The organism is Rhizobium sp. BK512 (genome assembly GCF_014194915.1).
In the GTDB taxonomy this organism is placed as follows: domain Bacteria; phylum Pseudomonadota; class Alphaproteobacteria; order Rhizobiales; family Rhizobiaceae; genus Rhizobium.
Genome location: NZ_JACIAS010000001.1, coordinates 641037 through 666076 on the forward strand (window position 1 = coordinate 641037; position 25040 = coordinate 666076).

24 protein-coding genes are annotated in these 25040 nt (G+C 59.8%); 6 read left to right on the forward strand and 18 right to left on the reverse strand.

Annotation, left to right across the window (positions count from 1 at the left end; all coding sequences use genetic code 11):
• Positions 1-78: 78 nt before the first annotated feature.
• The 7 genes from FHX06_RS03280 to rpoD form a co-directional block, all read right to left on the reverse strand.
• The gene (locus tag FHX06_RS03280; RefSeq protein WP_113210760.1) at positions 79-879 is read right to left on the reverse strand and encodes an AraC family transcriptional regulator; all 801 of its coding nucleotides are present in this window, start codon (positions 877-879) and stop codon (positions 79-81) included.
• Positions 880-979: 100 nt separating this feature from the next.
• Positions 980-1777: an APH(3')-II family aminoglycoside O-phosphotransferase gene (locus FHX06_RS03285; protein WP_113210761.1), complete on the reverse strand. Its 798-nt coding sequence runs from the start codon at positions 1775-1777 to the stop codon at positions 980-982.
• A 47-nt stretch (positions 1778-1824) separates the two neighbouring features.
• On the reverse strand, positions 1825-1986 hold the full coding sequence (locus FHX06_RS03290) for a hypothetical protein (RefSeq protein ID WP_183878078.1): 162 nt from the start codon (positions 1984-1986) through the stop codon (positions 1825-1827).
• A gap of 102 nt (positions 1987-2088) precedes the next feature.
• On the reverse strand, positions 2089-3243 hold the full coding sequence (locus FHX06_RS03295; protein ID WP_183878080.1) for a DUF930 domain-containing protein: 1155 nt from the start codon (positions 3241-3243) through the stop codon (positions 2089-2091).
• 48 nt (positions 3244-3291) lie between these two features.
• A complete protein-coding gene (locus FHX06_RS03300) occupies positions 3292-4050 on the reverse strand; it encodes a DUF930 domain-containing protein (protein ID WP_246715471.1) in 759 nt (252 codons plus the stop codon).
• A 91-nt stretch (positions 4051-4141) separates the two neighbouring features.
• Positions 4142-4435, reverse strand: coding sequence for a GYD domain-containing protein (locus tag FHX06_RS03305; protein WP_018114106.1), 294 nt, complete (start codon positions 4433-4435; stop codon positions 4142-4144).
• Between the two features lie 248 nt (positions 4436-4683).
• Positions 4684-6738 (reverse strand): RNA polymerase sigma factor RpoD, encoded by a 2055-nt coding sequence (gene rpoD / locus FHX06_RS03310; protein ID WP_112543627.1) that lies wholly within the window; start codon positions 6736-6738, stop codon positions 4684-4686.
• 374 nt (positions 6739-7112) lie between these two features.
• On the opposite strand from rpoD, the gene FHX06_RS03315 reads away from it, so the two are divergent.
• Complete coding sequence (locus FHX06_RS03315; RefSeq protein ID WP_162738476.1) at positions 7113-7622, forward strand: hypothetical protein; 510 nt, start codon at positions 7113-7115, stop codon at positions 7620-7622.
• 57 nt (positions 7623-7679) lie between these two features.
• Positions 7680-8222, forward strand: a complete 543-nt coding sequence (locus FHX06_RS03320; protein WP_113210885.1) for a murein L,D-transpeptidase family protein — start codon at positions 7680-7682, stop codon at positions 8220-8222.
• 9 nt (positions 8223-8231) lie between these two features.
• Here the strand turns inward: FHX06_RS03320 and FHX06_RS03325 are convergent, their stop codons facing one another.
• The 7 genes from FHX06_RS03325 to dnaG form a co-directional block, all read right to left on the reverse strand.
• Positions 8232-8579, reverse strand: a complete 348-nt coding sequence (locus tag FHX06_RS03325; protein ID WP_113210884.1) for a GFA family protein — start codon at positions 8577-8579, stop codon at positions 8232-8234.
• A 10-nt stretch (positions 8580-8589) separates the two neighbouring features.
• Entirely contained in the window at positions 8590-9627 is a 1038-nt protein-coding gene (gene tdh / locus FHX06_RS03330; RefSeq protein ID WP_113210883.1) for an L-threonine 3-dehydrogenase, read from the reverse strand.
• 21 nt (positions 9628-9648) lie between these two features.
• Positions 9649-10836, reverse strand: a complete 1188-nt coding sequence (locus tag FHX06_RS03335) for a glycine C-acetyltransferase (RefSeq protein WP_113210882.1) — start codon at positions 10834-10836, stop codon at positions 9649-9651.
• Positions 10837-10903: 67 nt separating this feature from the next.
• A complete protein-coding gene (locus FHX06_RS03340) occupies positions 10904-11632 on the reverse strand; it encodes a class I SAM-dependent methyltransferase (protein WP_113210881.1) in 729 nt (242 codons plus the stop codon).
• Between the two features lie 61 nt (positions 11633-11693).
• Positions 11694-12155 carry a cupin domain-containing protein gene (locus FHX06_RS03345; protein WP_113210880.1) on the reverse strand — a complete coding sequence of 154 codons (462 nt, stop codon included), beginning with the start codon at positions 12153-12155 and terminating at the stop codon, positions 11694-11696.
• Between the two features lie 75 nt (positions 12156-12230).
• Complete coding sequence (gene recQ, locus FHX06_RS03350) at positions 12231-14096, reverse strand: DNA helicase RecQ (RefSeq protein ID WP_183878082.1); 1866 nt, start codon at positions 14094-14096, stop codon at positions 12231-12233.
• The gene (gene dnaG, locus FHX06_RS03355) at positions 14096-16072 is read right to left on the reverse strand and encodes a DNA primase (RefSeq protein WP_112543657.1); all 1977 of its coding nucleotides are present in this window, start codon (positions 16070-16072) and stop codon (positions 14096-14098) included. The genes recQ and dnaG overlap by 1 nt, the downstream gene beginning before the upstream one ends.
• Positions 16073-16738: 666 nt before the next feature.
• Here dnaG and FHX06_RS03360 point away from each other — a divergent pair.
• On the forward strand, positions 16739-17635 hold the full coding sequence (locus FHX06_RS03360) for a hypothetical protein (protein WP_183878084.1): 897 nt from the start codon (positions 16739-16741) through the stop codon (positions 17633-17635).
• Here the strand turns inward: FHX06_RS03360 and FHX06_RS03365 are convergent.
• The gene (locus tag FHX06_RS03365; RefSeq protein ID WP_183878086.1) at positions 17616-18068 is read right to left on the reverse strand and encodes a GatB/YqeY domain-containing protein; all 453 of its coding nucleotides are present in this window, start codon (positions 18066-18068) and stop codon (positions 17616-17618) included. The genes FHX06_RS03360 and FHX06_RS03365 overlap by 20 nt on opposite strands.
• A gap of 368 nt (positions 18069-18436) precedes the next feature.
• Between FHX06_RS03365 and carA the strand changes: the two genes are divergently transcribed.
• Together carA and FHX06_RS03375 are read left to right on the forward strand one after the other, a co-directional pair.
• On the forward strand, positions 18437-19642 hold the full coding sequence (gene carA / locus FHX06_RS03370) for a glutamine-hydrolyzing carbamoyl-phosphate synthase small subunit (RefSeq protein WP_113115339.1): 1206 nt from the start codon (positions 18437-18439) through the stop codon (positions 19640-19642).
• 116 nt (positions 19643-19758) lie between these two features.
• Entirely contained in the window at positions 19759-20079 is a 321-nt protein-coding gene (locus FHX06_RS03375) for an antibiotic biosynthesis monooxygenase (protein WP_112543616.1), read from the forward strand.
• Positions 20080-20101: 22 nt separating this feature from the next.
• Here FHX06_RS03375 and FHX06_RS03380 read toward each other — a convergent pair whose 3' ends face one another.
• The 3 genes from FHX06_RS03380 to FHX06_RS03390 all read right to left on the reverse strand — a co-directional run bounded on the left by FHX06_RS03380 (position 20102) and on the right by FHX06_RS03390 (position 23933).
• A complete protein-coding gene (locus FHX06_RS03380) occupies positions 20102-21505 on the reverse strand; it encodes an MATE family efflux transporter (protein WP_112543615.1) in 1404 nt (467 codons plus the stop codon).
• A gap of 140 nt (positions 21506-21645) precedes the next feature.
• On the reverse strand, positions 21646-22893 hold the full coding sequence (locus FHX06_RS03385; RefSeq protein WP_112972247.1) for a TCR/Tet family MFS transporter: 1248 nt from the start codon (positions 22891-22893) through the stop codon (positions 21646-21648).
• Positions 22894-23027: 134 nt separating this feature from the next.
• A complete protein-coding gene (locus tag FHX06_RS03390) occupies positions 23028-23933 on the reverse strand; it encodes a LysR family transcriptional regulator (protein WP_183878088.1) in 906 nt (301 codons plus the stop codon).
• A 111-nt stretch (positions 23934-24044) separates the two neighbouring features.
• On the opposite strand from FHX06_RS03390, the gene FHX06_RS03395 reads away from it, so the two are divergent.
• The gene (locus FHX06_RS03395) at positions 24045-25037 is read left to right on the forward strand and encodes an aldo/keto reductase (protein ID WP_183878090.1); all 993 of its coding nucleotides are present in this window, start codon (positions 24045-24047) and stop codon (positions 25035-25037) included.
• The last annotated feature ends 3 nt before the right edge of the window (positions 25038-25040 follow it).

Consider the following 25040-nt stretch of genomic DNA (forward strand, 5'->3'; position numbering starts at 1 on the left):
CTCCCTTAGAGACAGCGCAAGCAAACAGGCTGAAAGGCCAGGGGTCTTGAACGAAATTGCAAGGGAACAGGCAAGCGATCAGGAATGCCCGCGTGCATAGGTGCCGGGCGTCAGGCCATAGCGGGAAACGAAGGCGCGCGTCATATGGCTCTGGTCGGCAAAGCCGCTTTCCGCTGCAGCCTCCGCCAGTGCAGCACCACCGGCGATCAGCCGCCGGGCAAGGTGCACGCGGGCCTGAACGTGATAGGCATGCGGCGTGAAACCCGTCGCCCGCGCAAAGGCGCGCAGCACCTGAAACCGGCTGAGGCCGCTCTCCCGTGCCAGATCGGAAAGTGAGATCTCGCCCGCCGGATCATCATCGATCATGTTGCGCGCATGGACAATGGAATGCGGCGCAATGGCCAGCCTCTCCGTCATCGCGGTTTCCCGCAAGGCATCGGCAATGACCGACAGGAGCAGTTCTTCGCAGCGCATCCCTTCCCCATCCCCGGTCACAGCGGAGAATAGCGCGCGAAATCGATCGGCGAGCAGCCTGTCATGAATGACAGGGCGTGGAATTTCCGACCGGTTGGTCCCGCCTCCTGCAACCTCGCGCACAAGCCCCTCCATCACCGCAGGATCAAAATAGAGAATGCTCCAGGAGCGCGCCTCGCCGATCGGCGCGCCGTCATGAACCTCGTTCGGGTTGACGGTGATAAGATCGCCGGCCTCCGCCTCGACCATGCCACGCCCGCTCAGCGATCTTTGAGCCCCGGAAAAGATGAAGCCAATGCCGAACTGCTCATGCGTGTGGCGCGCGAAACGATGGCCTGATGTCGCCACCACAGCTTCCACGCCGGGCACGGACGAGCGCAGCATTCTGAACTGGCTGGCGGGCATGGAAAACTCCTTCGCGACCGACTGTGCCAGCCGGCAGCGAGCCTAGCAAGCCCAGAATGGGCAGCAGTTTCGCGTGCGGAATTGCGCCAAAACAGGAGTTCTAAAAGAACTCATCGAGGAGCTGATAATAGTCCATCTTCACAGGATCGATGATCGAAAGGCCATAGGAATTGAGAAACAGCCGTACGAATTCCTCGCCGAAATTATAGCCGATGCTATGGCAGGCGAGCGCGACATCCTGATAGCGGTCGGCAACACCAAGGCGGCAGCAATCGATATAACCGGCAAACCGCCCCTCTGCGACCATGAAGTTCGGCAGGCAGGCATCGCCATGCGTTATAACGAGATTTTCGCTTTCCGGTCGCAGCCGCTGCAACTCGCCGAAGAGGGAGAAGGCGCTTTTGCCGAGCCGTTCCTCGTCGAAATCCGCTTCGTCGACAACGCCGGCCCGCATGCGCACTGCAGCGGCGGCAAGGCGCTTCTCCAGCCGATGATCGAACGGACAGGCATTGATATCGAGGCTATGGAGGGTACTGAGCGCAGAGGCGAGGATCTCGATGCGCTCTTCAGGCAACAGCGTTGCGGCAGTGACGAGATCCACGCCCGGCAGCGCAGTCATCAGAAGAAAATTGCGCTCTCCGTCGCTCTCATGGGCGATGACTTCAGGGCAGTCGAGGCCCTGGCTGCGAAGCCAGACAAGTCTCTCGGCTTCGTCGGCGAGCTCGCAAAACGGTCCGGCCTCTTCGACCTTCAGGTAAAGCCCCGGACGCCCTTCGCCCTCCAGACGAAAAACACAGGCCGAGGACCGCCCGAGAGCGTCCCGTCGCCATTCATAGCCGCCGAGATGGTTCCGGAGCGAGGCCGGAAGCCTGCCATCTTCCTGAAGCCGAACGACCATGATGATCCCTGGGGGAAAAGGCTCCTTCGGGAGCTTGGATGGCGGCCTTAGTGAAAGGTTCCGACCGGCGCGCTTTCAGCGAGAATTTCGAAAGCTTCTTCCAGGGCCGCGACCAGAATATCGGTCAGCTCGTCTGCCCTGTTTTCCAGAAACAACAGGCTGACAGCTTCTTCCTGGCGCTCGAAGAAGTGCTCGATCTCGTTCGACATATCATGTGTCCCTTCGCTACCGTACCATAACGGCTATGGGGAAACGATAGAGATGGTTCCTTGCGTGTGGCTTGTTTCGAAATGGGCCGGCTGCTGCCGATTTCAATACGGAAACCCCCTGCTTTTCCACTGACTACGCGGAACTGCGCTCCCAACGCGGAATGCGAAGGAAACAACCTTTGTGGCATCTTGATCCACCTCACAGCGAAAGCTCACGTCATACCAATTCTCTGACGTGCGGAAAGCAGCCTCGAGATTGAGAACAGTGCCGTTGGACAATCCTTGTTGCGGAAGAAGTGTCGGCGCAAAACTCGGAGTAGAATGAACAAGTTGCTGCCGAAGCTCAGTGGAGCACAGCTGACCGAAACGCTGCTTTCGTGGCAAACCATCTATCAAGGTCCTTGCGACAGGATCCTCGCTATCGCTTTGCGAGAACAACGTCTTGGCTACTTTCAGGTTGTTCTTCACAGGTTCGGCTTTTGGGATCTCTGAAGGCTTAGGCTCCGGCGGCCTTACCTGCTCAATACTCGTCATGGTTTCGCCGGACATTTCCGCAATCGGCGCGTTGCGCTGTGGGGAAACGTCAGTGACCATCGTCTCGGGCAAAGTCACATCGTCCGGTACGGGCGCCGCCGGCGGCGTTTCTATTGGCGGTATTTCTTTAGCAGACGCATCCGTAGGCTGATCGGGCTCCGCATCATGTTGCGGCGCTGCCTCAGCAGGCCTCACTTCGCCCTCTGAAGAATTTCCCGCTGTCGATTTTTGGGGGCCGCTATTCTTGTCGCTGAATTCAGTCACCGTTCGCAAACTCGGCAGGGGCATTGCCTTTGCCTGTTCGGGGGCCTTCTCCGCAGGCGGAGGCGGAGGCGGCGGAGGCGGAGGCGGCGGTGGAGGCGGCGGAGGCGGCGGTGGAGGCGGCGGCGGTGGTGGAGGCGGCGGCGGTGGTGGAGGTGGCTCAGCATTCGCCTGCTCCTTGGGCTTCTCTTCCTCTTTCGGCTTCTCCTCGGGCTTCTTCTCCTCCGGCGGCGGCACGAGCTCGACCTTCACGCTCTCGTCCTCGGCGGGTTGCGCCTGGATCTTAGGGAGGCCGAAAATCAACAGCGCGACGATGGGCACATGCACCAGCACGGACGCGATAACACCCCAGCGAGCGCGGGGCTCCTGGTGTTCCGTCTCGTGATCGGTATCTGCCGGTTCGACTTCTTCTTCTGTCACAGCAGCGATGTGGCCTTTAAAACCGGCAGCATCAAGCCACAAATGGAAAAAACCTTGTGATGATGGCCTTCGTGACTGTTGGCGGCGGACTCACTGGTCGGCCTCGCCATCCTCGGCCACCAGATTGTGTTCCTGCCACAGGTCCTTCGGAATGGCATCGCCAATCGCAAAGGCAAAGGCGGTGACAGTCTTCCCCGCGGGATCCACCTCGCAATGGAAGCGGATATTGAACCAGTTCCGCTTGCTTCGGAAAGCCCCGCCATCCACCTCGATGCTGTTGCCCCTCACCTTCTCCGGTTTCATGGCGTAAGGTGCCAGGAGATCGGGCACCGATCCCGGACGGGAACGGTTGACCTGCTCCAGCGCTTCGAGGTTGCAGAGCTGCAGATTGCGCTCCTCACCGGACAGCGTGCCAAGCAGCTGACGTGCGTTGCGGCTGCGCGGGCTGCCGAGTGTTTTTGCGGAAAAGAGTTCCGTCGCCTGCATCAGCGGCGGTGGACCTGATACCGCCGGCTTCGCCAGCGCCGGCGCAGACGGAAGCACCTCTCTGGACGCCGTCTCGGGCATCAACGGCAGGATGTCCCCATCCGCCGGACTTACGCTGTCCCCACGGCTTTGCGGCGGCGACAGGGCCGCAGGCGGCGGAACGGGAATTGCGGTGGCAGGCGGCGGTGATACGACCTCGACGTCGACACTCTCCTCCGGCGGCGCCCTGAGCGGCTTCACGTCGGGCAGGAATGCCAGCAGGATTGCGATGATGGCAAGATGCAGTGCGAGCGATGCCGGCCAAGCCGGATCGAATCTTCCTCTCTGCAACAGGCCGGCATGTTCCATCGAAGGCAAGTCCATGCTCTGGGTTCAAGGCGCAGCGACACTGCCAGCGCTGCGGACCAGCCACAACGCCATATCTGGCTCATCACCACTTATCGACCATCCTGATCTATGCGAGCGACGCGATGATGTCGCGATAATTCACTTCCGAAAATGCCTTCAAGGTTTTCGTGCGCACATTGCCGCCCATGCCAAGCGATAGCGTAAATCGCGCTATCACCCGGTCGTCGGGTGCCTCGCAAATGGCCACCATGTCATATTCGCCCATGGTGAGATAAAAGCGCTCGAAGGAGCCGCCCAAGCTGCCCATCAGAGCTTTTGCCGCATCGAGCCGTTTGGCAGATTCCTTCACATTGCGGATGCCCTGATCCGTCCAGTTTATCATGAGAATGTAAGTGGTCATGTTACACCTCCCGGCGGAGGCCATGGTCATCCAAGCAGGCTTGCGAAACCGTTCGCATGCTGCGACCGCTCAATTCCCCCGCGAGGGAAATTATAGGCCCATCACCACAGGGCGACAACAAAAAGCGAGCCATCAATCCGGCTTAGCAATAGCCCGAAAGGCTCATTTGTAGTGACTGAAACCAAAGAAAAACCCGGTCAGCAAGGCTGGCCGGGTTCTGGTATCGGTCGTTGGATGCGTGAAAACGCTCAGCTGTCCAGGAACGAGCGCAGCTTGCGCGAGCGGCTCGGATGCTTGAGCTTGCGCAGCGCCTTCGCCTCGATCTGTCGGATACGTTCGCGGGTGACCGAGAACTGCTGGCCGACCTCTTCGAGCGTGTGGTCGGTATTCATGCCGATGCCGAAGCGCATGCGCAGGACGCGCTCTTCGCGCGGCGTCAGCGATGCCAGAACGCGGGTCGTCGTCTCGCGCAGGTTCGCCTGGATGGCGGCGTCGATCGGCAGCAGCGCGTTCTTGTCTTCGATGAAATCGCCGAGATGCGAATCCTCTTCGTCACCCACGGGGGTTTCGAGCGAGATCGGCTCCTTGGCGATTTTCAGGACCTTGCGGACCTTTTCGAGCGGCATGGCGAGCTTTTCGGCCAGTTCTTCCGGCGTCGGCTCGCGGCCGATTTCATGCAGCATCTGACGCGAGGTACGAACGATCTTGTTGATCGTTTCGATCATATGCACCGGAATGCGGATCGTACGGGCCTGGTCGGCGATCGAGCGGGTGATCGCCTGACGGATCCACCACGTCGCATAGGTCGAGAACTTGTAACCGCGGCGGTATTCGAACTTGTCGACCGCCTTCATCAGGCCGATATTGCCTTCCTGAATGAGGTCGAGGAACTGCAGGCCGCGGTTCGTGTACTTCTTGGCGATGGAGATGACGAGGCGAAGGTTCGCTTCGACCATTTCCTTCTTGGCGATACGCGCTTCGCGCTCGCCCTTCTGCACCATGTGCACGATGCGGCGGAATTCCGAGATCGAGATGCCGGTTTCCGTCGCGAGATTCTGGATCTCCTGGCGGATGTCGCGGATCGTCGTGTTTTCGCTCTTGGCAAATTCCTTCCAGCCGCGAGCGGCCAGATTGCCGATCGACTTCATCCAGTTCGGATCAAGTTCAGCGCCCTGGTACTGTTCCAGGAACGAGTCGCGCTTGACGCCGTAGGATTCAGCCAGACGCAGCAGGCGGCCTTCGTTCTGCACGAGGCGCTTGTTGATGTCGTAGAGCTGCTCGACCAGCGCATCGATGCGGTTCTGGTTGAGCGACAGCGACTTCACGGCCTTGATCAGTTCGTCCTTGAGCTCCTTGTAGCGGCGCTCCTGGGCGGAAGACAGCGTGCCGGTGGCGGCAAGGCGCTGCTCGACCTGCTGGTCCTGCAGCTTGCGCAGCTTCTTGTAGGTCTCGGCGATGATGTCGAGCGTTTCCATGACCTGCGGGCGCAGCTCGGCTTCCATCGCGGCAAGAGAGAGGTTGGATTCGTCCTCGTCCTCTTCTTCCTCTTCAGGAGGCATGCCTTCGCCGCCGACATCGGTGATGTCGTCGTCACCAGAGCGGGCGCGCCGGGTCTTTTCCTTTTCCTCGGCAGCCTTGCGGTCGGCCTCGATCTTCTCGGGGCTCTGGAACTGCGGGGCAGCCTTGGCTTCCGGACCGGAATAGGTGGTTTCGAGATCGATGATCTCGCGCAGCAGCGTCGTGCCTTCGTTCAGTTCGTCGCGCCAGATGATCAGCGCCTGGAACGTCAGCGGGCTCTCGCAGAGGCCTGCGATCATTGTTTCGCGGCCGGCCTCGATGCGCTTTGCGATGGCGATTTCGCCTTCGCGCGACAGAAGCTCGACGGAACCCATTTCGCGCAGATACATGCGCACCGGGTCGTCGGTACGGTCGGTCGGCTCTTTCTTCTTGGCGGTCGCAAGTGCGGTGCCGCTGGAAGGCGCAAGCTCGCCGCCCTCGCCGTCTTCGCTGTCGGAGCTGTCGTCGTCATCGCTACCGGAAGCGCCGGCTTCCTCGGCTTCTTCGTCTTCGATGACGTTGATGCCCATGTCCGACAGCATCGACATCGTGTCTTCGATCTGTTCGGACGTCACTTCTTCGGAAGGCAGGACGGCGTTGAGCTCGTCCATCGTCACATAGCCGCGCTTCTTGGCGGCCTTGATCATCTTCTTGACCGCGTCATCGGAAAGATCGAGAAGAGGGCCGTCGCTTGCGCCGTCGCGTTCGACTTCCGCTTCTTCGTTCTCTTTGACCTTCGTTGCCATTTATATCGTCGCCTTCCTGACGCTATTCATACTCGCTGCGGTGAATGGCCCTGTCGTGGCCTGGCACGTGCGCGCCGGCCTCGAATCACCTATACCCCACCTAACGGGATGACATTTAAAGCCTGATTAACCACGATTGCCGGCATCGGACAGCAAAACTTCATTGCCATTGGATTTCCGGCCATGGTTGTGCGATCCGCCTTGACCCAGTTCACCGCTCAAGTGGAACGGTGATTCCCACAAAATTTGTTCTCGTCAAGCTTTTCCAGAAAAAAAGCCACCGAAAACCCGGAAAAAGCCTTATCCACAGGCTTTGAACCGCGCCAGCGATTGCGAAGCTTATCTAGTATGTCACCGGCAAAAGACAAGGGCTTTTGCGCAAACACTGGAAGAACCGCAACTCGCTCCAACCGTACGCCATAGATTCTTCGCAAATCGCCAACATGAGTTGCAAAAAAGAGGCGCGCACGATTATGGCGAATTCCGCTCCGGTTCTGCTTGCACTTGTCGCGTTGTTCGCCGTCTTCCCGGCAAGCGGCTATCCCGAGGATACCAGCAGCACAATCAGCTTCGGGATTTTGTTCGCAGATCGCGATCCGATAGCTGGGTCCGCCACTTGCTATAACGGCAAGACCTGCGAACTGGTCAAGGACATCGGACCAATACATTCGCTGAGCATTACCGACTTCTCGAAATCACCCGATCGCGGAAGTCAGCTGAAAATCGAATGCGCCTCCGATTGCTCCTTCGGCAATCAGCAATTCAGCACGGAAATAGGCCGTGAGCGTAAATTTCACTTCTTCAACGGGTCGGACACATATACCGCGAAGCTGCTGGTCATCAGAATACGCGATCCCATCGGGCAGATCCTGCTCAACTACTGACGTGGCATTCAGCTAAAACGGTGTGGCGATTTCGTCAGCTCAAGGATTGGGATCGTGATGTTCAGAAGCAAGTTGATCATTTCAGCCACTGTCGCCCTCAGCGTGCTCGCCTATACGAAAGTCATGGCCAAGATCAGCTCAGGCACCCCGCCCCCGGATGCGCCCTTGGAGCAACAAGCCAACCTAATTCGCGTTTATAAATCCGATCGCCGCATGGTTCTCCTTCGAGGCGAAACCCCTCTTTCGGCATATCGGATTTCTCTTGGAAGCGCTGCCGATGAAGGGCCAAAGCAACGGGAAGGCGACGAGAAGACACCGGAAGGCCGCTATGAGATCGACTGGCGAAATCCCCGGTCCATGGCGCATCTCAGTCTGCATATCTCCTACCCCAATCCGGCCGATCGGCAGAATGCCGAGTTGAAGGGCTATCCTCCCGGCGGCGACATCATGATCTACGGCCTTCCCAATGGCTGGGGCTTCCTTCAGACCATGCACCTCCTTTGGGATTGGACGGATGGCTGCATTGCGGTCACTGATCAGGAAATGCGCGATATCTGGGCACGCGTCCCCGATCATACGCCCATAGAGATCACGCCCTGAACTGCCGGCTTAGCGCGACAGCCCATCGTATGCATTCACAGTCAGCGCAGACAGATCGAGCGCTGGAATGCAGCGCAGATTGACGGATGCCATCTCCATGCCATTGGGCGCCGTTGCTTCCCCAAAAGGCGCGATGCCGCACTTGGCGCAGAAGTGATGTTTGATGGCATGCGTGTTGAACGTATAGGTCGACAGGTTTTCTTCCGGCACCGTCAGATGCAGCTTCTCCCGTGGCACGAAGCCCAGCAATCCGCCGCGCCGACGGCAGAGCGAGCAGTTACAGTCGAGCGCTTCCGTAAACGCGCCTTCGACCGTGAAGGCGATATTGCCGCAGTGACAGCTTCCCTCGTATTTCATTCCTGTCCCCTCACATCCAATCCATCACGACCTTGCCGGAATTGCCCGAGCGCATCGCCTCGAACCCATCGCGGAATTCGTCGATCTTGATGCGATGGGTAATGACCGGCGAAAGATCGAGGCCGCCCTGTACGAAGGCGATCATCTTGTACCAGGTCTCGAACATTTCGCGTCCATAGATGCCCTTGAGGTTCAGCATCTTGAAGATGACCTTGTTCCAGTCGATCTCGAAACCAGCAGGCGCAATGCCGAGAATGGCGATCTTGCCGCCATTGTTCATCTTGTCGATCATGTCGCGGAAGGCGGGTGCCGCACCCGACATTTCGAGGCCGACATCGAAACCTTCGGTCATGCCGATCGCCTTCATCACATCGGCAAGGTTTTCCTTGGATGCATCGACGACATAGTCGATGCCGAGCTTGCGGGCGAGATCGAGCCGGTTCGGATTGATGTCTGTGATGACGACCTTGCGTGCGCCGGAACGCTTGGCAACGAGCGCGCCCATGATGCCGATCGGCCCCGCACCGGTGACCAGCACATCTTCGCCGACGAGATCGAAGGAGAGAGCGGTATGGACGGCATTGCCGAACGGATCGAAGATCGCTGCGATTTCATCCGGGATATCGTCCGGGATCGGTACGACATTGGCTTCCGGGATGCAGACGAATTCGCCGAAGGAACCCGGGCGGTTGACACCGACGCCGAGCGTATTGCGGCAGAGATGCCCCCTGCCCGCGCGGCAGTTGCGGCACTTGCCGCAGACGATATGCCCTTCGCCAGAGACACGTTCACCGACATGATATTTTGTGACGGCAGAGCCGATCTCCGCTATCTCGCCGCAGAATTCATGGCCGACAACCATCGGCACCGGGATGGTCTTCTGCGCCCACTGGTCCCAGTTCCAGATGTGCACGTCCGTGCCGCAGATCGCCGATTTCTTCACCCGGATCAGCACGTCGTTCGGGCCGACCTCCGGCACCGGCACATTCTCCATCCAGAGGCCGACTTCAGGCTTCACCTTGACCAGCGCTTTCATCATGTTGGACATGATCTTTTCTCCTCAAGGCTCTCAGATAACACCGAGTTCGCGGCCGGCTTCGGCAAAGGCCGCAATCACCCGCTCGACATCCGCCTTCGAATGCGCCGCCGACATCTGCGTGCGGATACGCGCCTGCCCTTTCGGCACGACCGGGAAGGAGAAGCCGATTACATAGACGCCCTTCTTCAGCATCAGCGCGGCCATATCCTGTGCGAGTTTCGCATCTCCCAACATGACCGGGATGATCGGATGCCCCTCGCCGGCAAGCGTGAAGCCGAGCTTGGTCATTTCGGTGCGAAACAGCGCTGCATTGGCAGAGAGCCGCTCACGTAGCGCATCGCCATTGTCGATGAGGTCGAAGACCTTGAGCGAGGCAGCCGCGATAACAGGCGCCAGCGTGTTGGAGAATAGATAGGGGCGCGAGCGCTGCCGCAGCCACTCGACAATCTCGGCTTTGGCCGACGTATAACCGCCCGATGCACCGCCAAGCGCCTTGCCGAGCGTACCCGTGATGATATCGACACGGCCCTCGACGCCACAATATTCCGGCGAGCCACGGCCATGCTTGCCGACGAAGCCTACGGCGTGGCTGTCATCCACCATGACCATCGCACCATATTTTTCGGCGAGATCGCAGACGCCCCGCAGGTTTGCGATGATGCCATCCATCGAGAAGACACCATCGGTCGCAATCATCTTGAAGCGGCTGCCTTCGGCCTTCTTCAGTTCTTCTTCCAGAGCCGCCATGTCATTGTTGGCGTAACGGAACCGCTTGGCCTTGGAGAGGCGCACGCCATCGATGATCGAGGCATGGTTCAACGCATCGGAAATGATCGCGTCCTCTTCGCCGAGCAACGTCTCGAACAGGCCGCCGTTGGCGTCGAAACAGGAGGAATAGAGGATCGTGTCTTCCATGCCGAGGAAGGAGGAAATGCGCGCCTCGAGCTCCTTGTGCTCTTCCTGTGTTCCACAAATGAAGCGAACCGAGGCCATGCCGTAGCCATAGCGGTCGAGCGCCTTCTTGCCGGCTTCCGCGAGCTCCTCATTATCGGCAAGCCCAAGGTAGTTGTTGGCGCAGAAGTTCAGCACCCGCTCGCCCGAGGCAATGGCGATCTCGCCGGCCTGCTTGGAGGTGATGACACGTTCGGACTTGTAGAGGCCAGCATCCTTCAGCGCAGCCAGTTCGCCGCGCAGGTGCGAGAGGAAATTCGAGGTCATTGAGGGCCCTTCTCTTGATGTTTCCCGTCTGAGCGTCGGTTAGCACATCGCCACCGGCTTGTCTTGTTCAACGCTCGGCCATGACAACCAGAAACATCGGCCGGTCGAGTTCTTCCACCCATTCCGGATGCTCGGCCAGATCCCGCTCGCTCGGCGCCCATTCCTCGACATGGCGAATGGTGAAACCCGAAGATATCAGCGTATTGAGCGTAGTGCCGAGACGACGGTGCTGCTTGACGACACCCTTGGCGAGCCAATCCGTCGTGCGGCTTCCTTCGATAGCATAGCTGTCCAGCGGCCATATGCGCTGCCCATCGGCATCCGTGCTCCAGCCGGCATTGCGCGGCGCCATGAAGATCGGATGCTCGATCGTAAAGACGAAACGTGAACCGGGAACGAGCGCCCGATAAACCGTGGTGACAAGCCGCTCGAAATTTTTGACATAGTGAAAGGCGAGCGAACTATGCGCGAAATCGAATGAGGTTTCCGGCAGTTCCAGCTCTTCGAGATCGGCGATCCCATAGGTGATCGCCTCATCATGCGTATCCGCCCTCGCGCGGCCGATCATGTTCTCGGATATGTCGAGGCCGAGGACGCTTGCAGCACCCTCCGAGCGGGCATAGCGCGCAAACCAGCCGAAGCCACAGCCGAGATCGACAACGTGTTTCCCTGCGAGCTCCGGCAATTGAGCGCGGACCGCAGGCCATTCGGCGGCGCCCTCCAACCCCTCGATTGAGCGGCGCATGGTGCTGTATCCGGCGAAGAATTCCGCCGTATCATAGATATTCTGGCTCATGATAATCCTCCGGACGGTACTTATAGGATACCACCCATCATGATCTCAAGGATCGGGCATCTTAAGGATCAGGACGGTCGCCGATCTCAACGAGGCCGAACCTGTTCTGGATCGGCAATATCGCTTCAGGTGTCGCCGCACCAGCCTGTTCGAGCTCAACGAAGAAATGCTCGAACCCACCCGGCGTGACGAAGCCCATCATCCGGCCCATGCCATCGCTGACATTGCGCCAATGATGCGGAACATTCGGCGGCAGTACGACGACGGAGCCGACGGGCGCCTCGATCATCTCGTTGCCACACCAGAAACGGTAGTTCCCTTCGATGACGCGAAAGACCTCCGTCTCCCGCGTGTGCATGTGCCGCGACGGGCCGGTGCCTGGTGCCGAAAAGGTCTCCCATATGCCGTAAGCACCGGCGGTTTCCTCCGCCGTTGCATGAATGAACACCTGCCCACCATGCGGATGTCTGGCAATCCGCTCGCGCCCGGGCAGTGATGCGACTGCTCTGTTGAAATGTGCCATTGAAGTTCCCCCAAAATCTGAAACGAGCCTAGCAGAGATCTGTGCAGATTGCAGCGGAAGGTACGTGCAACCGGACTATTCGTCGTGGGAGAGAATGATATCGAGGAAGGCATCGCCGTAGCGCTCGAGCTTCGACTGGCCGACACCGGAAATGCCAAGCAACTCCTTGCGGCTACGCGGCCGCTCGGTCGCAAAGGCAATCAGCGTCGTATCCGGGAAGACGACATAGGGCGGCACGCCGAGCGACTTGGCAATCGACATACGCTCGGTTCTCAGCGCTTCGAAGAGCGAACCATCCGCCCCCGAAAGCCCGGGCCTGCGCTCTGCGCGCTCGGTTTTCTTTGCTCTTCGCTCCGAGGGAGCGCGGTCCTTGCGGAAAAAGACCTCGCGCTCGCGTTTGAAAACGGCCCGCGCCTCGGGCTCGAGTTTCAGGGCGCCGAAGGCTTCATGATCGACCCGGATCAGCCCCATCGCCATCAGCTGGCGATAGACCGATTGCCAGGTACGAACAGCAATATCCTTGCCTGCGCCGAAAACCGGCAGATCGACATGGCGGAAGCGTTCGGTCTTCTCGTTGACGTTGCCGACAAGCACATCGATGACATGGCCGGCGCCGAAGCGCTCGCCGGTGCGGTAGATCGCCGCCAGCGCCTTGATCGCCGCTTCAGTGCCATCCCAGGTCTCGACCGGCTTCAGGCAAGTATCGCAGCCGCCGCATTTGCCGCCATGCGCTTCGCCGAAATGCGCCAGGATTGCCTGCCGCCGGCAGGAGGCCGTCTCGCAGATCGCCAGCAGCGCGTTCAGCTTGCCGCGTTCGATGCGTTTGATCTCGTCGGCCGCGCTACCCTCGTCGATCATCCGCCGGCGCTGGATCACATCGGCCATGCCATAGGCCATCCACACCTCGGACGGCAGGCCGTCACGCCCGGCGCGGCCCGTCTCCTGATAATAGGCCTCGACCGAGCCGGGCAGATCGAGATGGGCGACGTAACGCACGTTCGGCTTGTCGATGCCCATGCCGAAGGCGACGGTCGCAACGAGGCAGAGCTCTTCTTCCTTCAGAAAGGCATCCTGGTTGGCATCGCGCAGCGCCCGATCCATGCCGGCATGATAGGGCAGCGCCCGGATACCTTGCGTGTTCAGCCAGTCCGCCGTCTCCTCCACCTTGGCGCGCGACAGGCAGTAGACGATGCCGCTATTGCCCTTGTGGCCGGAAAGAAAGCGCAGGAGCTGCTGGCGCGGCTGATCCCGCTCGACGATTTCATAGGAGATATTCGGTCGGTCGAAGCTTGTGGTGAAGACCGCGGCATTATCGAGCATCAGCCGCTCGATAATGTCTTCCCGCGTATGCGGATCGGCCGTCGCCGTCAGCGCAATACGCGGGACGCCTGGATATTGCTCGGCGAGCTTGCCGAGTTCGCGATATTCCGGCCGGAAATCATGACCCCATTGCGAAACGCAATGGGCCTCATCGATGGCAAAGAGCGCAATCTTCGCGCTACCGATCAGTTCGCGGAACCCATCCATGAGGATGCGCTCGGGCGTGACATAGAGCAGGTCAAGATCACCGGAGGAAATACCGCGACGGATGGCGACATATTCTTCACGCGAAATGGAGGAGTTCAGCGCCGCGGCCCGAATGCCGAGCTGCTTCATCGCCTCCACCTGATCGCGCATCAGCGCAATCAGCGGCGAAACGACGATGCCGAGACCCGCGCGGCAAAGCGCCGGGATCTGGAAGCAGAGCGATTTGCCCGCACCTGTCGGAAAGAGCACAACCGCATCCCCGCCGGCAACGACATGCTCCACCACTTCCTGCTGCCTGCCACGAAAGGCCGAATAGCCATAAACGCGCTTCAGCACGTCGAGCGGCTTGGCCGCACCTGAAAACAGCGCATCGGATGCGGAGAAGGATGTTTCGCTTTGCTCGGCCTGCGACATCAGTGGCTCGCAGCGCCCTTGACGCGGCCCGAGAGCACACCGAAACCGTCGATGATGGCTTCCTGGTTTTCCAGCCGCAACGCCTCATAATGCACTTCCTGCGAGGCGCGCATCAGGCGGTCGATCTCGGAATCATCCCCGGCTTCGGTCGCCTGGGCAATGTCGCGCTCCAGCTCGATTTTCTGCCAGCGCAGATCCTTGGCGCGCTTGTGGAAGGCAAGCGCCTGGCGGTAACCCTCGCGCGCGTCTTCCATCGCCGCTTCCTCCGTTGCCGTCCAGAGCCGGGCATTGCGCACCTGCTGGTCGAGGTTTTTCAGGAGCGGAGCAAAACCCGCAACGTCGAGGCATTCCAGGAGATAGTCGCGCGTCAAATGCGGCCCGGCAACCACGGCGGCCGCGCCCAGCATCGCCGACCACAACTTCTGAAGCTCGCGATTGTCGTAGTCGATGGCGGCAATCTCGTCGTAATCGTCGAGCATCAGCGACGGATGATTGATCACGGTCAGCGCGAGCACGCATTCTCTCAGCGCCGCATTGTCCTGATGGCCGCGCACGAGGCCCGAACGGGTCAGGCGATCCGATGCAGCAACGGGGGTACGAGGCCCTGCAGGAGCACCGCCCTTCTGTCCACGGAAATTGCCGCCACCAAAATTGCGCCGTTCGCCGCCTCCGCGATTCTGGAACTGCGGCTGGAAGAAGCTGTTCAGCCGGTCGCGCATGTCCTGCTGGTAGTGGCGGCGCACATTCTCGTCGGCAATCACCGCGACGAGCTGTCTCAGCCGCGCTTCCAGCTCGGCGCGCGCTTCCGGAGTATCGAACTTGCCGCTGCGTGCTTCGCGATCCCAGAGCATTTCCGAGAGCGGCTTGGCCTGCGCCATGACCTTGTCGAACGGGGCCCTGCCCTCGTGCTTGACAAGATCGTCCGGATCCTTGCCATCGGGCAGCAGGGCAAAACGCACGCTGCGTCCGGGTTTCAGGTGCGGCAGCGCCAGATCGGCAGCGCGGTTGGCCGCACGAATGCCGGCGCCGTCGCCGTCGAAGCAGAGCACCGGCTGCGACGTCATCTTCCAGAGCAGATCGAGCTGGTTTTCGGTCAGCGCCGTGCCAAGCGGCGCGACGGCGTTTTCGACACCTGCCTGATGCAGCGCGATAACGTCCATATAGCCTTCGACGGCAATGATCGTGCCTTCGCCATTCGCGCCCTGCATCGAGCGGCGCGCCCGCGCGAAATTGTAGAGCACGTTGCCCTTGTGGAAGAGCTCGGTCTCATTGGAATTGAGATATTTCGCCGGCGCATCCGGCGACATGGCGCGCCCGCCGAAGGCGATGACCTTTTCGCGCGAAGACAGGATCGGGAACATGATGCGGTCGCGGAACCGGTCATAGGAAACGGGCACATTCTCGTGCACGACAAGGCCGCAAGCCTCGATCTGCTCCTTGCTGACACCCTTGCCAGCCAGGAATTCCTTCAGCGCATTGCGGCTGTCAGGCGCAAAACCGAGCCGGAATGTCTCGATCGTACGCCCCGTCAGGCCGCGATCGCGCAGATAGGCGCGAGCACGGGCGCCATTGGCCGTCTGCAACTGATCCTGAAAGAACTGCGTTGCCATTTCCATGACATCGAGAAGCGAGGTGCGCTCCTTCTCCCGCCTTTCCATCTGCGGATCGGCAACCGGCATCGGCACGCCGGCCATATCGGCAATCGTCTGCACCGCCTCGGGGAAACTCTGGCCCTCAAGCTCGGTGAGGAATCGGAAATGATCGCCGGTAACGCCGCAACCGAAGCAATGGTAGCGGCCCTTGCGATCTTCGCAATGGAAGCTCGGCGATTTCTCGCCATGGAACGGGCAGCAGGCCCAATAGTCGCCACGCGACACATTGGTCTTGCGCTTGTCCCAGCTCACACGCCGCGCAATCACGTTCGAAATGGGAACGCGGTCGCGGATATCGTCCAGGAAGGTGGGGGAAAAGCGCATCTCTACCTCTTGCAGAACATCCATATAAGCAGCTTTGCCGCGCCGCGCCACGAAACTTCTGCCGTAAATCCCGCTTTTCACAGGGCGCGAGAGATTGTCACAAACGCCTGCCAACGCCACTCAACAACCTGTTATCGGACCCTCACAGGGGGTGCGACATTTTTGACATTTTCCAAGTCGGGAGAGGTCGCAGATGTCAATCTTGCCGAAAGCTGGCACGGAAAAATAACACGCAGAAACAATAGGTTAAAAGAACAATTGCGGAATTGCACAGGCTTTCTCGGCATGCGTGGTCCAACCACATTGTCGCGTCCGGACAGGCCGAATCCGGGATTATTATATTTTTGTAATTTGAATAAGCCGGGGGCTGGCCATAAGTTCGATCTCAACAAAGCGATCCCCAAGCGAGGCACCATCCCTACCCCCGGCGCCGCCTCGCAAGGGTGCCTTTGCAAATACCCGCCGGCTTGGGTTTCGACCCTGCGTCGCTGACGGAAGCAAAGAGCAAGAAGGCAGGAGCGCCCCCAGCTCCTGCCTTCTTTATTTTGGGCTTATGCGCTGCAGCTTTTATTGAGCTTTACCTTACCAATTAACCCCTGAAATACAAAAGCATTGACACTTCCAATAGGCGTGGCAAATGAATGCGCGGAAATCCTGGACAGCGCTATGGCCTACACCGCAGAAAATCTTGCAGCCAACGATAATTTTCTTGCTGCAATTCTTCATTGTGCCAATGAAATGCTCGCGATTTATCGCGACAGCCCGCGTATTGCGTCGATATTCGCAGCACAGCAGCGCTGGCTGATGGCGCATACAGGTTTTGCTCTCTACTACGGCTATCCTGGTGATGAGAAGCGCGGCCTTTATTCCGGCCGCTTCATCGATTTTGTCATGCAGAACAAGATCGCCAGCCGCAATACGGCAGCCGCCTTCGTGCAGGAAATGCTGGCCTACCGTTTTCTGCGCCCCATTCCGGGCGATGACAAACGCACCCGCTTTCTTGAGCCGACGGAAACGGCGGAGCACCATTTCACCAAATGGCTGGTCGCCCACCTGATGATTCTGGATAGCCTGGATGGCGGCAGCCGCGCAGAAAATCTGACGGCCGATCCCACGTTGATCGCCCGCCTGCAGCCGCTCATCGCCAAGAAGATCATCGAAACCGAAGCTGTGCGCGATCCGGGCGCTACCTTCAATCTCTTCAACTGGGCCAATTCCGGCGGCCTCGTGATGGATTATCTGATATCGCGCCTGCCCGGCTTTCCGCGTTCTGCCGACCGCATCATCGTCGGTCCGGTGTCGCTGCGCGAGATCCGCGACCAGTTCATGATTTCCAACACACATCTGAAGCGCCTGCTCTCACAGGCCGCCGAGATGGGAAGCGTGGGCTGGACCGAGCCGCCGAGAAAGGGCGACTTCTGGCTCTCGCGCGGTTTCGTACTCGAATATTGGAACTATCAGGCGGCGAAATTTGCCATCATCGATTCTGCCGCCGAAGCCGTGCTTGGGCCTGCGGTCGAAGAACAACCGCAGGCAAGACGTCTTATTTCAAGAGCTCTTTGACCGTACCGGAAGCCTTGGCGAAATCCATCTGGCCGGCATAGCGCTCCTTCAGAGCAGCCATGATCTTGCCCATGTCCTTCGGCCCTTCAGCGCCGACCTCCTTGATGATGGCGGCGATATTGGCACGCACCTGATCGTCGGAAAGCTGCTTCGGCATGAAATCCTGGATAACGACAATTTCTGCGCGCTCCTTGGCTGCAAGCTCGGGACGGGCGTTCTCTTCGTAAATCTTCGCCGACTCATCGCGCTGCTTCACCATCTTGGCGAGGATCTGCAGCACTTCGTCATCGCCCGCCTCTTCCTTGCCGATGCCACGATTGGCGATGTCGCGATCCTTGATCGCGGCCTGGATGAGGCGGATGGTGCCGAGACGGTCCATCTGCTTCGCCTTCATGGCTTCCTTGAACTGGGTGGCGAGTTGATCGCGCAGCATATCTTTACTCCTTCTGAAGCACCGGGCCGAAAAGTGTGAGAGAGCTTTTCAGATAGGCCGATGCTTGAACAAAAACTTGAAGCGGCGAATCCGTTTCCCGGCCCGCCGCTCTGGAATGGCGCTTTCATAAACCACGCTGATGTGTGGGATCAAATAAATTGCGAGAATCCCGGCAATATCGGCAGGAAAAGTGCCGCAATCTGCAGTACAAAGATTGACCTAGGCAGAGAGCGTGGCTATCTACCGCCACCTGCACCAAAATTCGTGATCAGGCGTCAAACGCGGCCAAAGCCGCGCGCCTGCACCTGCGAGATCAAATGGCCGGCTCGCGTTGCCAGAACGCCAAGCCCGCCGGAAACGGGATGAAGATGACCGCGACAGCACCCTGGACAACCGAAAAGCCGACCGCCCTGCTCGTTCTTGCCGACGGCACCGTCATCGAAGGCAAGGGTATCGGCGCAACCGGCAAGATCCAGGCGGAGGCCGTCTTCAACACGGCGCTCACCGGCTACGAGGAAATCCTCACCGATCCCTCCTATCTCGGCCAGATCGTCACCTTCACCTTCCCGCATATCGGCAATATCGGCACCAATGAAGAAGATATCGAAGACCTGACGCCGGCAGCACGCCATGGCGCGGTCGGCGTCATCTTCAAGGCCGATATCACCGAACCTTCGAATTACCGCGCGGCAAAGCATCTCGATGCCTGGCTGAAAGCCCGCGGCATCATCGGCCTTTGCGGCATCGACACCCGCGCACTGACCGCCTGGATCCGCGAAAACGGCTCGCCCAACGCCGTCATTGCTCACGAGCCCTCCGGCAATTTCGACGTCGAAGCGCTGAAGGCAGAGGCCAAGGCCTGGAGCGGCCTCGAAGGCCTCGACCTCGCCAAGATCGCTTCGTCTGGCCAGTCCTCGCAGTGGTCGCAGACCCCCTGGGTCTGGGACGAGGGCTATGGCGAACTCGGCGCTGCCGACACGAAGTATCATGTCGTCTGCCTGGATTACGGCGTGAAGCGCAATATCCTGCGCCTCTTTGCCGGTCTCGATTGCAAGGTCACCGTCATGCCGGCAACGACGAGCGCCGAGGACGTGCTTGCCCTGCAGCCCGACGGCATCTTCCTGTCGAATGGCCCCGGCGATCCGGCAGCTACAGGCGAATATGCCGTTCCCGTCATCAAGGATCTGATCAAGACCGATATCCCCGTCTTCGGCATCTGCCTCGGCCACCAGATGCTGGGCCTTGCGCTCGGTGCCAAGACCGAGAAGATGCACCAGGGCCACCACGGCGCGAACCATCCGGTCAAGGATCACACGACCGGCAAGGTCGAGATCGTCTCCATGAACCACGGCTTTGCAGTCGACACGAAGTCGCTGCCCGAAGGCGTTGAAGAGACTCACGTATCGCTGTTCGACGGCACCAATTGCGGGTTGCGCGTCCTCGGCAAGTCGGTCTTCTCCGTCCAGCACCACCCGGAAGCCTCTCCCGGCCCGCAGGACAGCCACTACCTCTTCCGCCGCTTCGTGAACATGGTGCGCGAGAAGAAGGGCGAACCGGCACTCGCCGAACGCTGACATCAGATCAAGGCCCGCATAATGCGGGCCTTTTTTCTTTGCCCGCGTATTGACCTCAACTTAACTTGAGGAATTACAGAACTGCCTGCAACACATCAGATGCAGGAGAAGACTGGATGAGCGGAGCTTTCTACAGGATAGACAAATTCGTCGTGCCGGCTGCGGCGCGCGAGGAGTTTCTCGTCAATGTGATGATGACCCATAAGGTGCTGGAGGCACAGGACGGCTTCATCAATCATACGGTGCTGGAGCAGATTGCCGGTCCCGGCGAATTCAATTTCGTGACTGTTGCCGAATGGGAAAGCGCAGACGTCGTCGAACGCGTTCGGGCAGTCATTGCCGCAGCCCACAAGGCGGCCAATTTCGATCCTCAGGAAATGTTCGCGCGGCTCGGAATTCGCGCCGATATCGCCAGCTACAAACCGGTTGCGGCATGACAGCTGAGATATGACGGCCGGCTTAAGCCCCGGCCGTCGCGCCCTCGCGGCGTACGAGAATATAGAAGCGGGCGCAGAGCATGGCGGCAGCGGCCGCCAGCCCGACGAGAAAGCCATACCAGATTCCAAGCCCGCCGAAGCCGAGCGGGAAGGCAAAGGCCCAGGCGAGGAAAAAGCCGATCGGCCAATAGGCAATCAGCGCCATGACCATCGGCACGCGCGCATCCTTCAGTCCACGCAGCAGTCCGCTGGCGATTGCCTGCAGGCCATCGACGAACTGGAAGAGACCGGCAACGACGATCAGCGGGCCGGCATAAGCCAGCACCTCGGGTGCCTCCGGCAGGCTGACATCAAGGAAGAGCCGCGCCAGAACCTGCGGTATGGCCGCAAAGATGATGCTGCCGATGATGGACGCAGCGGCGGCAATGATGAGCACTGTGATAGCCGCCCGCACCAGCCCGGCATGATCGCCCTGCCCGTGCGCAACGCCAACACGAACGGTTGCCGCCTGGCCGAGGCCGAGCGGGATCATGAAGGCCATCGAAGCCCATTGCAGGGCGATACCATGCGCGGCAAGTTCGATCGTACCGATACGGCCCATCAGCAGCGAGGCTGCCGTGAAGAGGCTGACTTCGGCCAGGATGGTGATGCTGATCGGCAGACCGAGGCGAACGACCTCGAAGAAGGCATGCCAGTCCGGCTTCCAGAAGCGCACGAAGATCTCATAGCGGCGCGTCTCTTCCCTGCCCTGCACATAGGAGAGGATGAAGAGGAAGCCCGCCGTCTGCACCACGACGGACACGATTGCGGCCCCCTCCAGCCCCATGACCGGAAAGCCGAAATGGCCGAGCACGAGGATATAGGCGCCGATCGCGTTCAGCACCAGCATGGCGATCGTGACGTTGAGGATGACGCCGGCCTTGCCGATGGCGCTGACGAGCGCACGCATGACATTGTAGAGCAGCCCCGGCAGCACGCCGAGCTGGCCGATGATGATATAGCCATGGGCAAGCTTCGCCACTTCAGGCTCCTGCCCGAAATAGCGCAGGATTCTCTCGGAGTTATAGAAGGCAGGCTGCATCAGCAGCCAGTAGCAGATGACGACCCAGATGCCCATGCGCAGCGACCGGCGCACGGTCACGACATCGCCGCGGCCATAGGCCTGGGCCACCATCGGAATAACGGCAATCGCAAAGCCCGAACCGAAAATCAGGATCGTGAACAGGAACTGCGCAGAAAGCACCATGGCGGCAAGATGCTCGGCTCCGAGCTGACCGACGATCATTACGTCGGTCATGCCGATGCCGAACTGCGCGAGCTGGGCGCCGATCAGCGGCACGCCGAGCATCAGCGTGGCGCGAAAATGCGCAGACCAACGGTTGTCCTTTGCAGGCGCGACGGCGCGCACATCGATCGGCGTGTCCATGACACTGTTCCTGAGATTGAATTATTGAGAGCCGCAGTGCGGCAAAATATCACGATGGCTTAAAGCAAGGCAGCGCAAAGAACTACCCCAAAACAAGCAGATGCTGAAAAATTCATCACAGCTTCATTGTTTTTGATGGATCATTCCGCCGCGTTGAAGGCTTGTGCCGGCGCTTTCGCTATCCTCACACGCGTCAGAAATACAACCGCCGCAACCATGATGAAGAAAGCGGCCAGCAGATAAGGCGCACCGGCAAAGGTGATCGGCGCATCCGGCTTGGTGAAATAGCCGAACATCTGCGTGAAGATCAGCGGGCCGATGATCGTCGTGATGCTGCTGATACTCGTGAGCGCGCCCTGCAACTCTCCTTGTGCCGATGGCGGCACCTTGCCGGCGGCGATGCTGCGCAACGGCGGGTCGGCGACATTCTCCATGACGGTCAATACGATCACCGTGTAGACGACCCAGCCCTCCCAGGCGAAAGCGTAGCCCGAAAGCGCCGCCATCGAGAAGCAGAGGCCGAGAACCGCCGTCTTCCATTCGCCGAGAACGGGCACGACACGCGGCAGGACAAGCCCCATGACGACAGCCGCACCGATCCCGTAGATGCCGAGCGACAGGCCGATCTGCCCTTCGCTCCAGCCATAGCGGAAGGTCGAGACGAAGGGCCAGACCGAGGGATAGACGGCATGGGCGAGGAAGAACAGGAACATCACGAGGCAAACCCAGCCGATCCCGGGATAGTGCCGCATCTGCCGCAAAGCGCCGAGCGGGTTTGCGCGCTTCCACTCGAAGGTACGGCGGTTCTTCGCTTCGAGCGTTTCCGGCAGCAGGAAACAGGCGGCAACGAAATTGACGAAGGAAAGCGCGGCCGCACCATAGAATGGCACGCGCGGCCCGAACTCGCCGAGGAAACCGCCGATGACGGGACCGACAGTGAAACCGACACCGAAGGCGATACCGATCAGGCCGAAATTCTTGGCGCGGTTCTCTTCATTGCTGATGTCGGCAATATAGGCCGAGCAGGTGGCGAAGCTGCCGCCGCTGATGCCGGCGAGCACGCGGCCGACGAAGAGCATCCAGTAACTGGTGGCGATGGCGCAGATGAAATTGTCGAACGCGAAGGTCAGCACCGAGAGCAGCAGGATCGGACGTCGCCCGAAACGGTCGCTCAGGTTTCCGAGCAGCGGCGCAAACAGGAACTGCATCAGCGAATAGATCAGCATCAGCCAGCCGCCGTCGACGGCTGCATCGCTGACCGTGCCGCCCGTCAGTTCCTCCAGATAGACAGGCAGGACCGGCATGATGATCGCGATGCCGATAACATCCAGAAAGAGAATGATGAAGACCAGGAAAAGGCCGCGGCGAACGAATTTCGGATCAAGCATAAGACATCTCTACAGCCGATATTTTCTGGAAAGACGATCTCGTCGCCGAATATATGACATAGCCGATTGAATTGACCGAAACAATCCGTGAACATTTCAATGTTTTTGATGGAGAAGCCGCCAAAACAGATCATTCACGCGCTTTTTCGCTGCTCCACCCGCACGAAGTCCACAAAGGCCCGCAATGGCGCGGGCATGTGGCGGCGGCTCGGATAATAGAGAAACGGGCCGGAAAATTCGCTGTCCCACTCACTCAGGATCCGCACCAGCCGGCCTTCCGCAATCCCCGGCGCGAGCAGTTCTTCAAAGGTGCGGATGACACCAAGACCTGCAAGCGCGGCCTCGATTTCCATCTCCACTGCATTGGCGATGATGGGACCGGACGGCGCGATTACGAGCGTCTCGTCACCCCTTTCGAATTCCCAGGCAAGCGAAGCGCCGCTGATGAAGCGATGGCGGATGCAGCTATGTTCCAGCAGATCCCGCGGATGCTGCGGTATGCCCCGCCTTTCCAGATAAGCGGGAGCGGCCGCCGTCACATAGCGCTGCCGGCGCGGACCGACCGGCACGGCAATCATGTCCCGCTCCAGCCGCTCGTCATAGCGAATGCCGGCATCGAAGCCGGCGGCCAGCACGTCGATGAATGTATCTTCGCCAATGATTTCCAGGGTGATCTGTGGGTAGAGCGTCAGAAACCGGGCGGCAAGTTCAGCCATGAAAAGTTTGACGGCAATGCTCGGCACGTTAAGCCTGAGCGTGCCCGCCGGACTGTCACGAAAACTGTCAAGCTGACCGAGCGCGGCGGCCACTTCCGAAAGCGCCGGAGAGAGCTTCTCGAGCAATCGCTGGCCCGCCGCCGTCGGCGTGACGGAACGCGTTGTGCGATTGAGAAGCCTGACGCCGAGCCGCTCCTCGAGGCGTCGCAGAGAATCGCTCAGCGACGATGCGGAAACCCCGCGCTTGCGGGCTGCGGAGCGGAAGCTGCGCTCTCTTGCAATCGCGGCAAAGGCATCCAGATCACTGAGGGGAAGATCATCCATTGTGCATTTTTCCGTACGGCCCGTTCGATACCATCCGGATTATCGCACAAACATGGCTGCTATAAAACGGCATCCGAAGACGCCATCGGGGCGTCGCTGAAGGAGAAGAAGATGCAGACCTATCGTTTGGGAAAAACCGGTCCTGATGTTTCGGCCATCGGTCTCGGCTGCATGGGCATGTCGGGCATGTACGGCCCGTCCGACCGTGCCGAAAGCATAGCAACCATCCACGCAGCACTCGATGCCGGCGTCAATCTGCTCGACACAGGCGATTTCTATGGCATGGGTCATAATGAGATGTTGATTGGGGAAGCGCTCAAGGGCCGCAAGCGCGAAGACGCCGTCATCAGCGTCAAGTTCGGCGCCTTGCGCGATCCCTCCAGCGGCTGGAATGGCTACGACGCCCGCCCGATCGCAGTGAAGAACTTCCTTGCCTATACATTGCAGCGCCTCGGCGTCGACTATATCGATATCTACCGCCCTGCCCGCCTCGATCCCAACGTGCCGATCGAGGACACGGTGGGTGCCATCTCCGATCTCATCAAGGCCGGCTACGTCCGCCATGTCGGCCTCTCCGAAGTCGGCGCCGATACGATCCGCCGGGCTGCGGCCGTCGCACCGATTGCCGACCTGCAGATCGAATATTCGCTGATCTCCCGCGGCATCGAGGATGAGATCCTGCCTGCTACCCGCGAGCTCGGCATCTCCATCACCGCTTATGGCGTGCTCTCGCGCGGCCTCATCAGCGGCCACTGGCAGAAAGGCCAGCAGGGTGCAGGTGACTTCCGCGCCGTCAGCCCGCGCTTCCAGGAAGGCAATATCGATGAAAATCTCGCTCTGGTCGAGGAGCTGAGAAAGATCGCCACCCTCAAGGGCGCCTCAGTTGCGCAGGTGGCAATCGCCTGGGTGGCGGCGCAGGGCAAGGATATCGTGCCTCTAGTCGGCGCCCGCCGCCGAGACCGGCTGACGGAAGCACTCGGTTCGCGTGCCGTCGAGCTCACCAAGGATGATCTCTCTGCCATCGAACGCGCCGTACCAAAGGGGGCTGCCAAGGGCGCCCGCTATCCGGAAGCCCAGCTCAAGCATATGGACAGCGAAAAGTAAGCT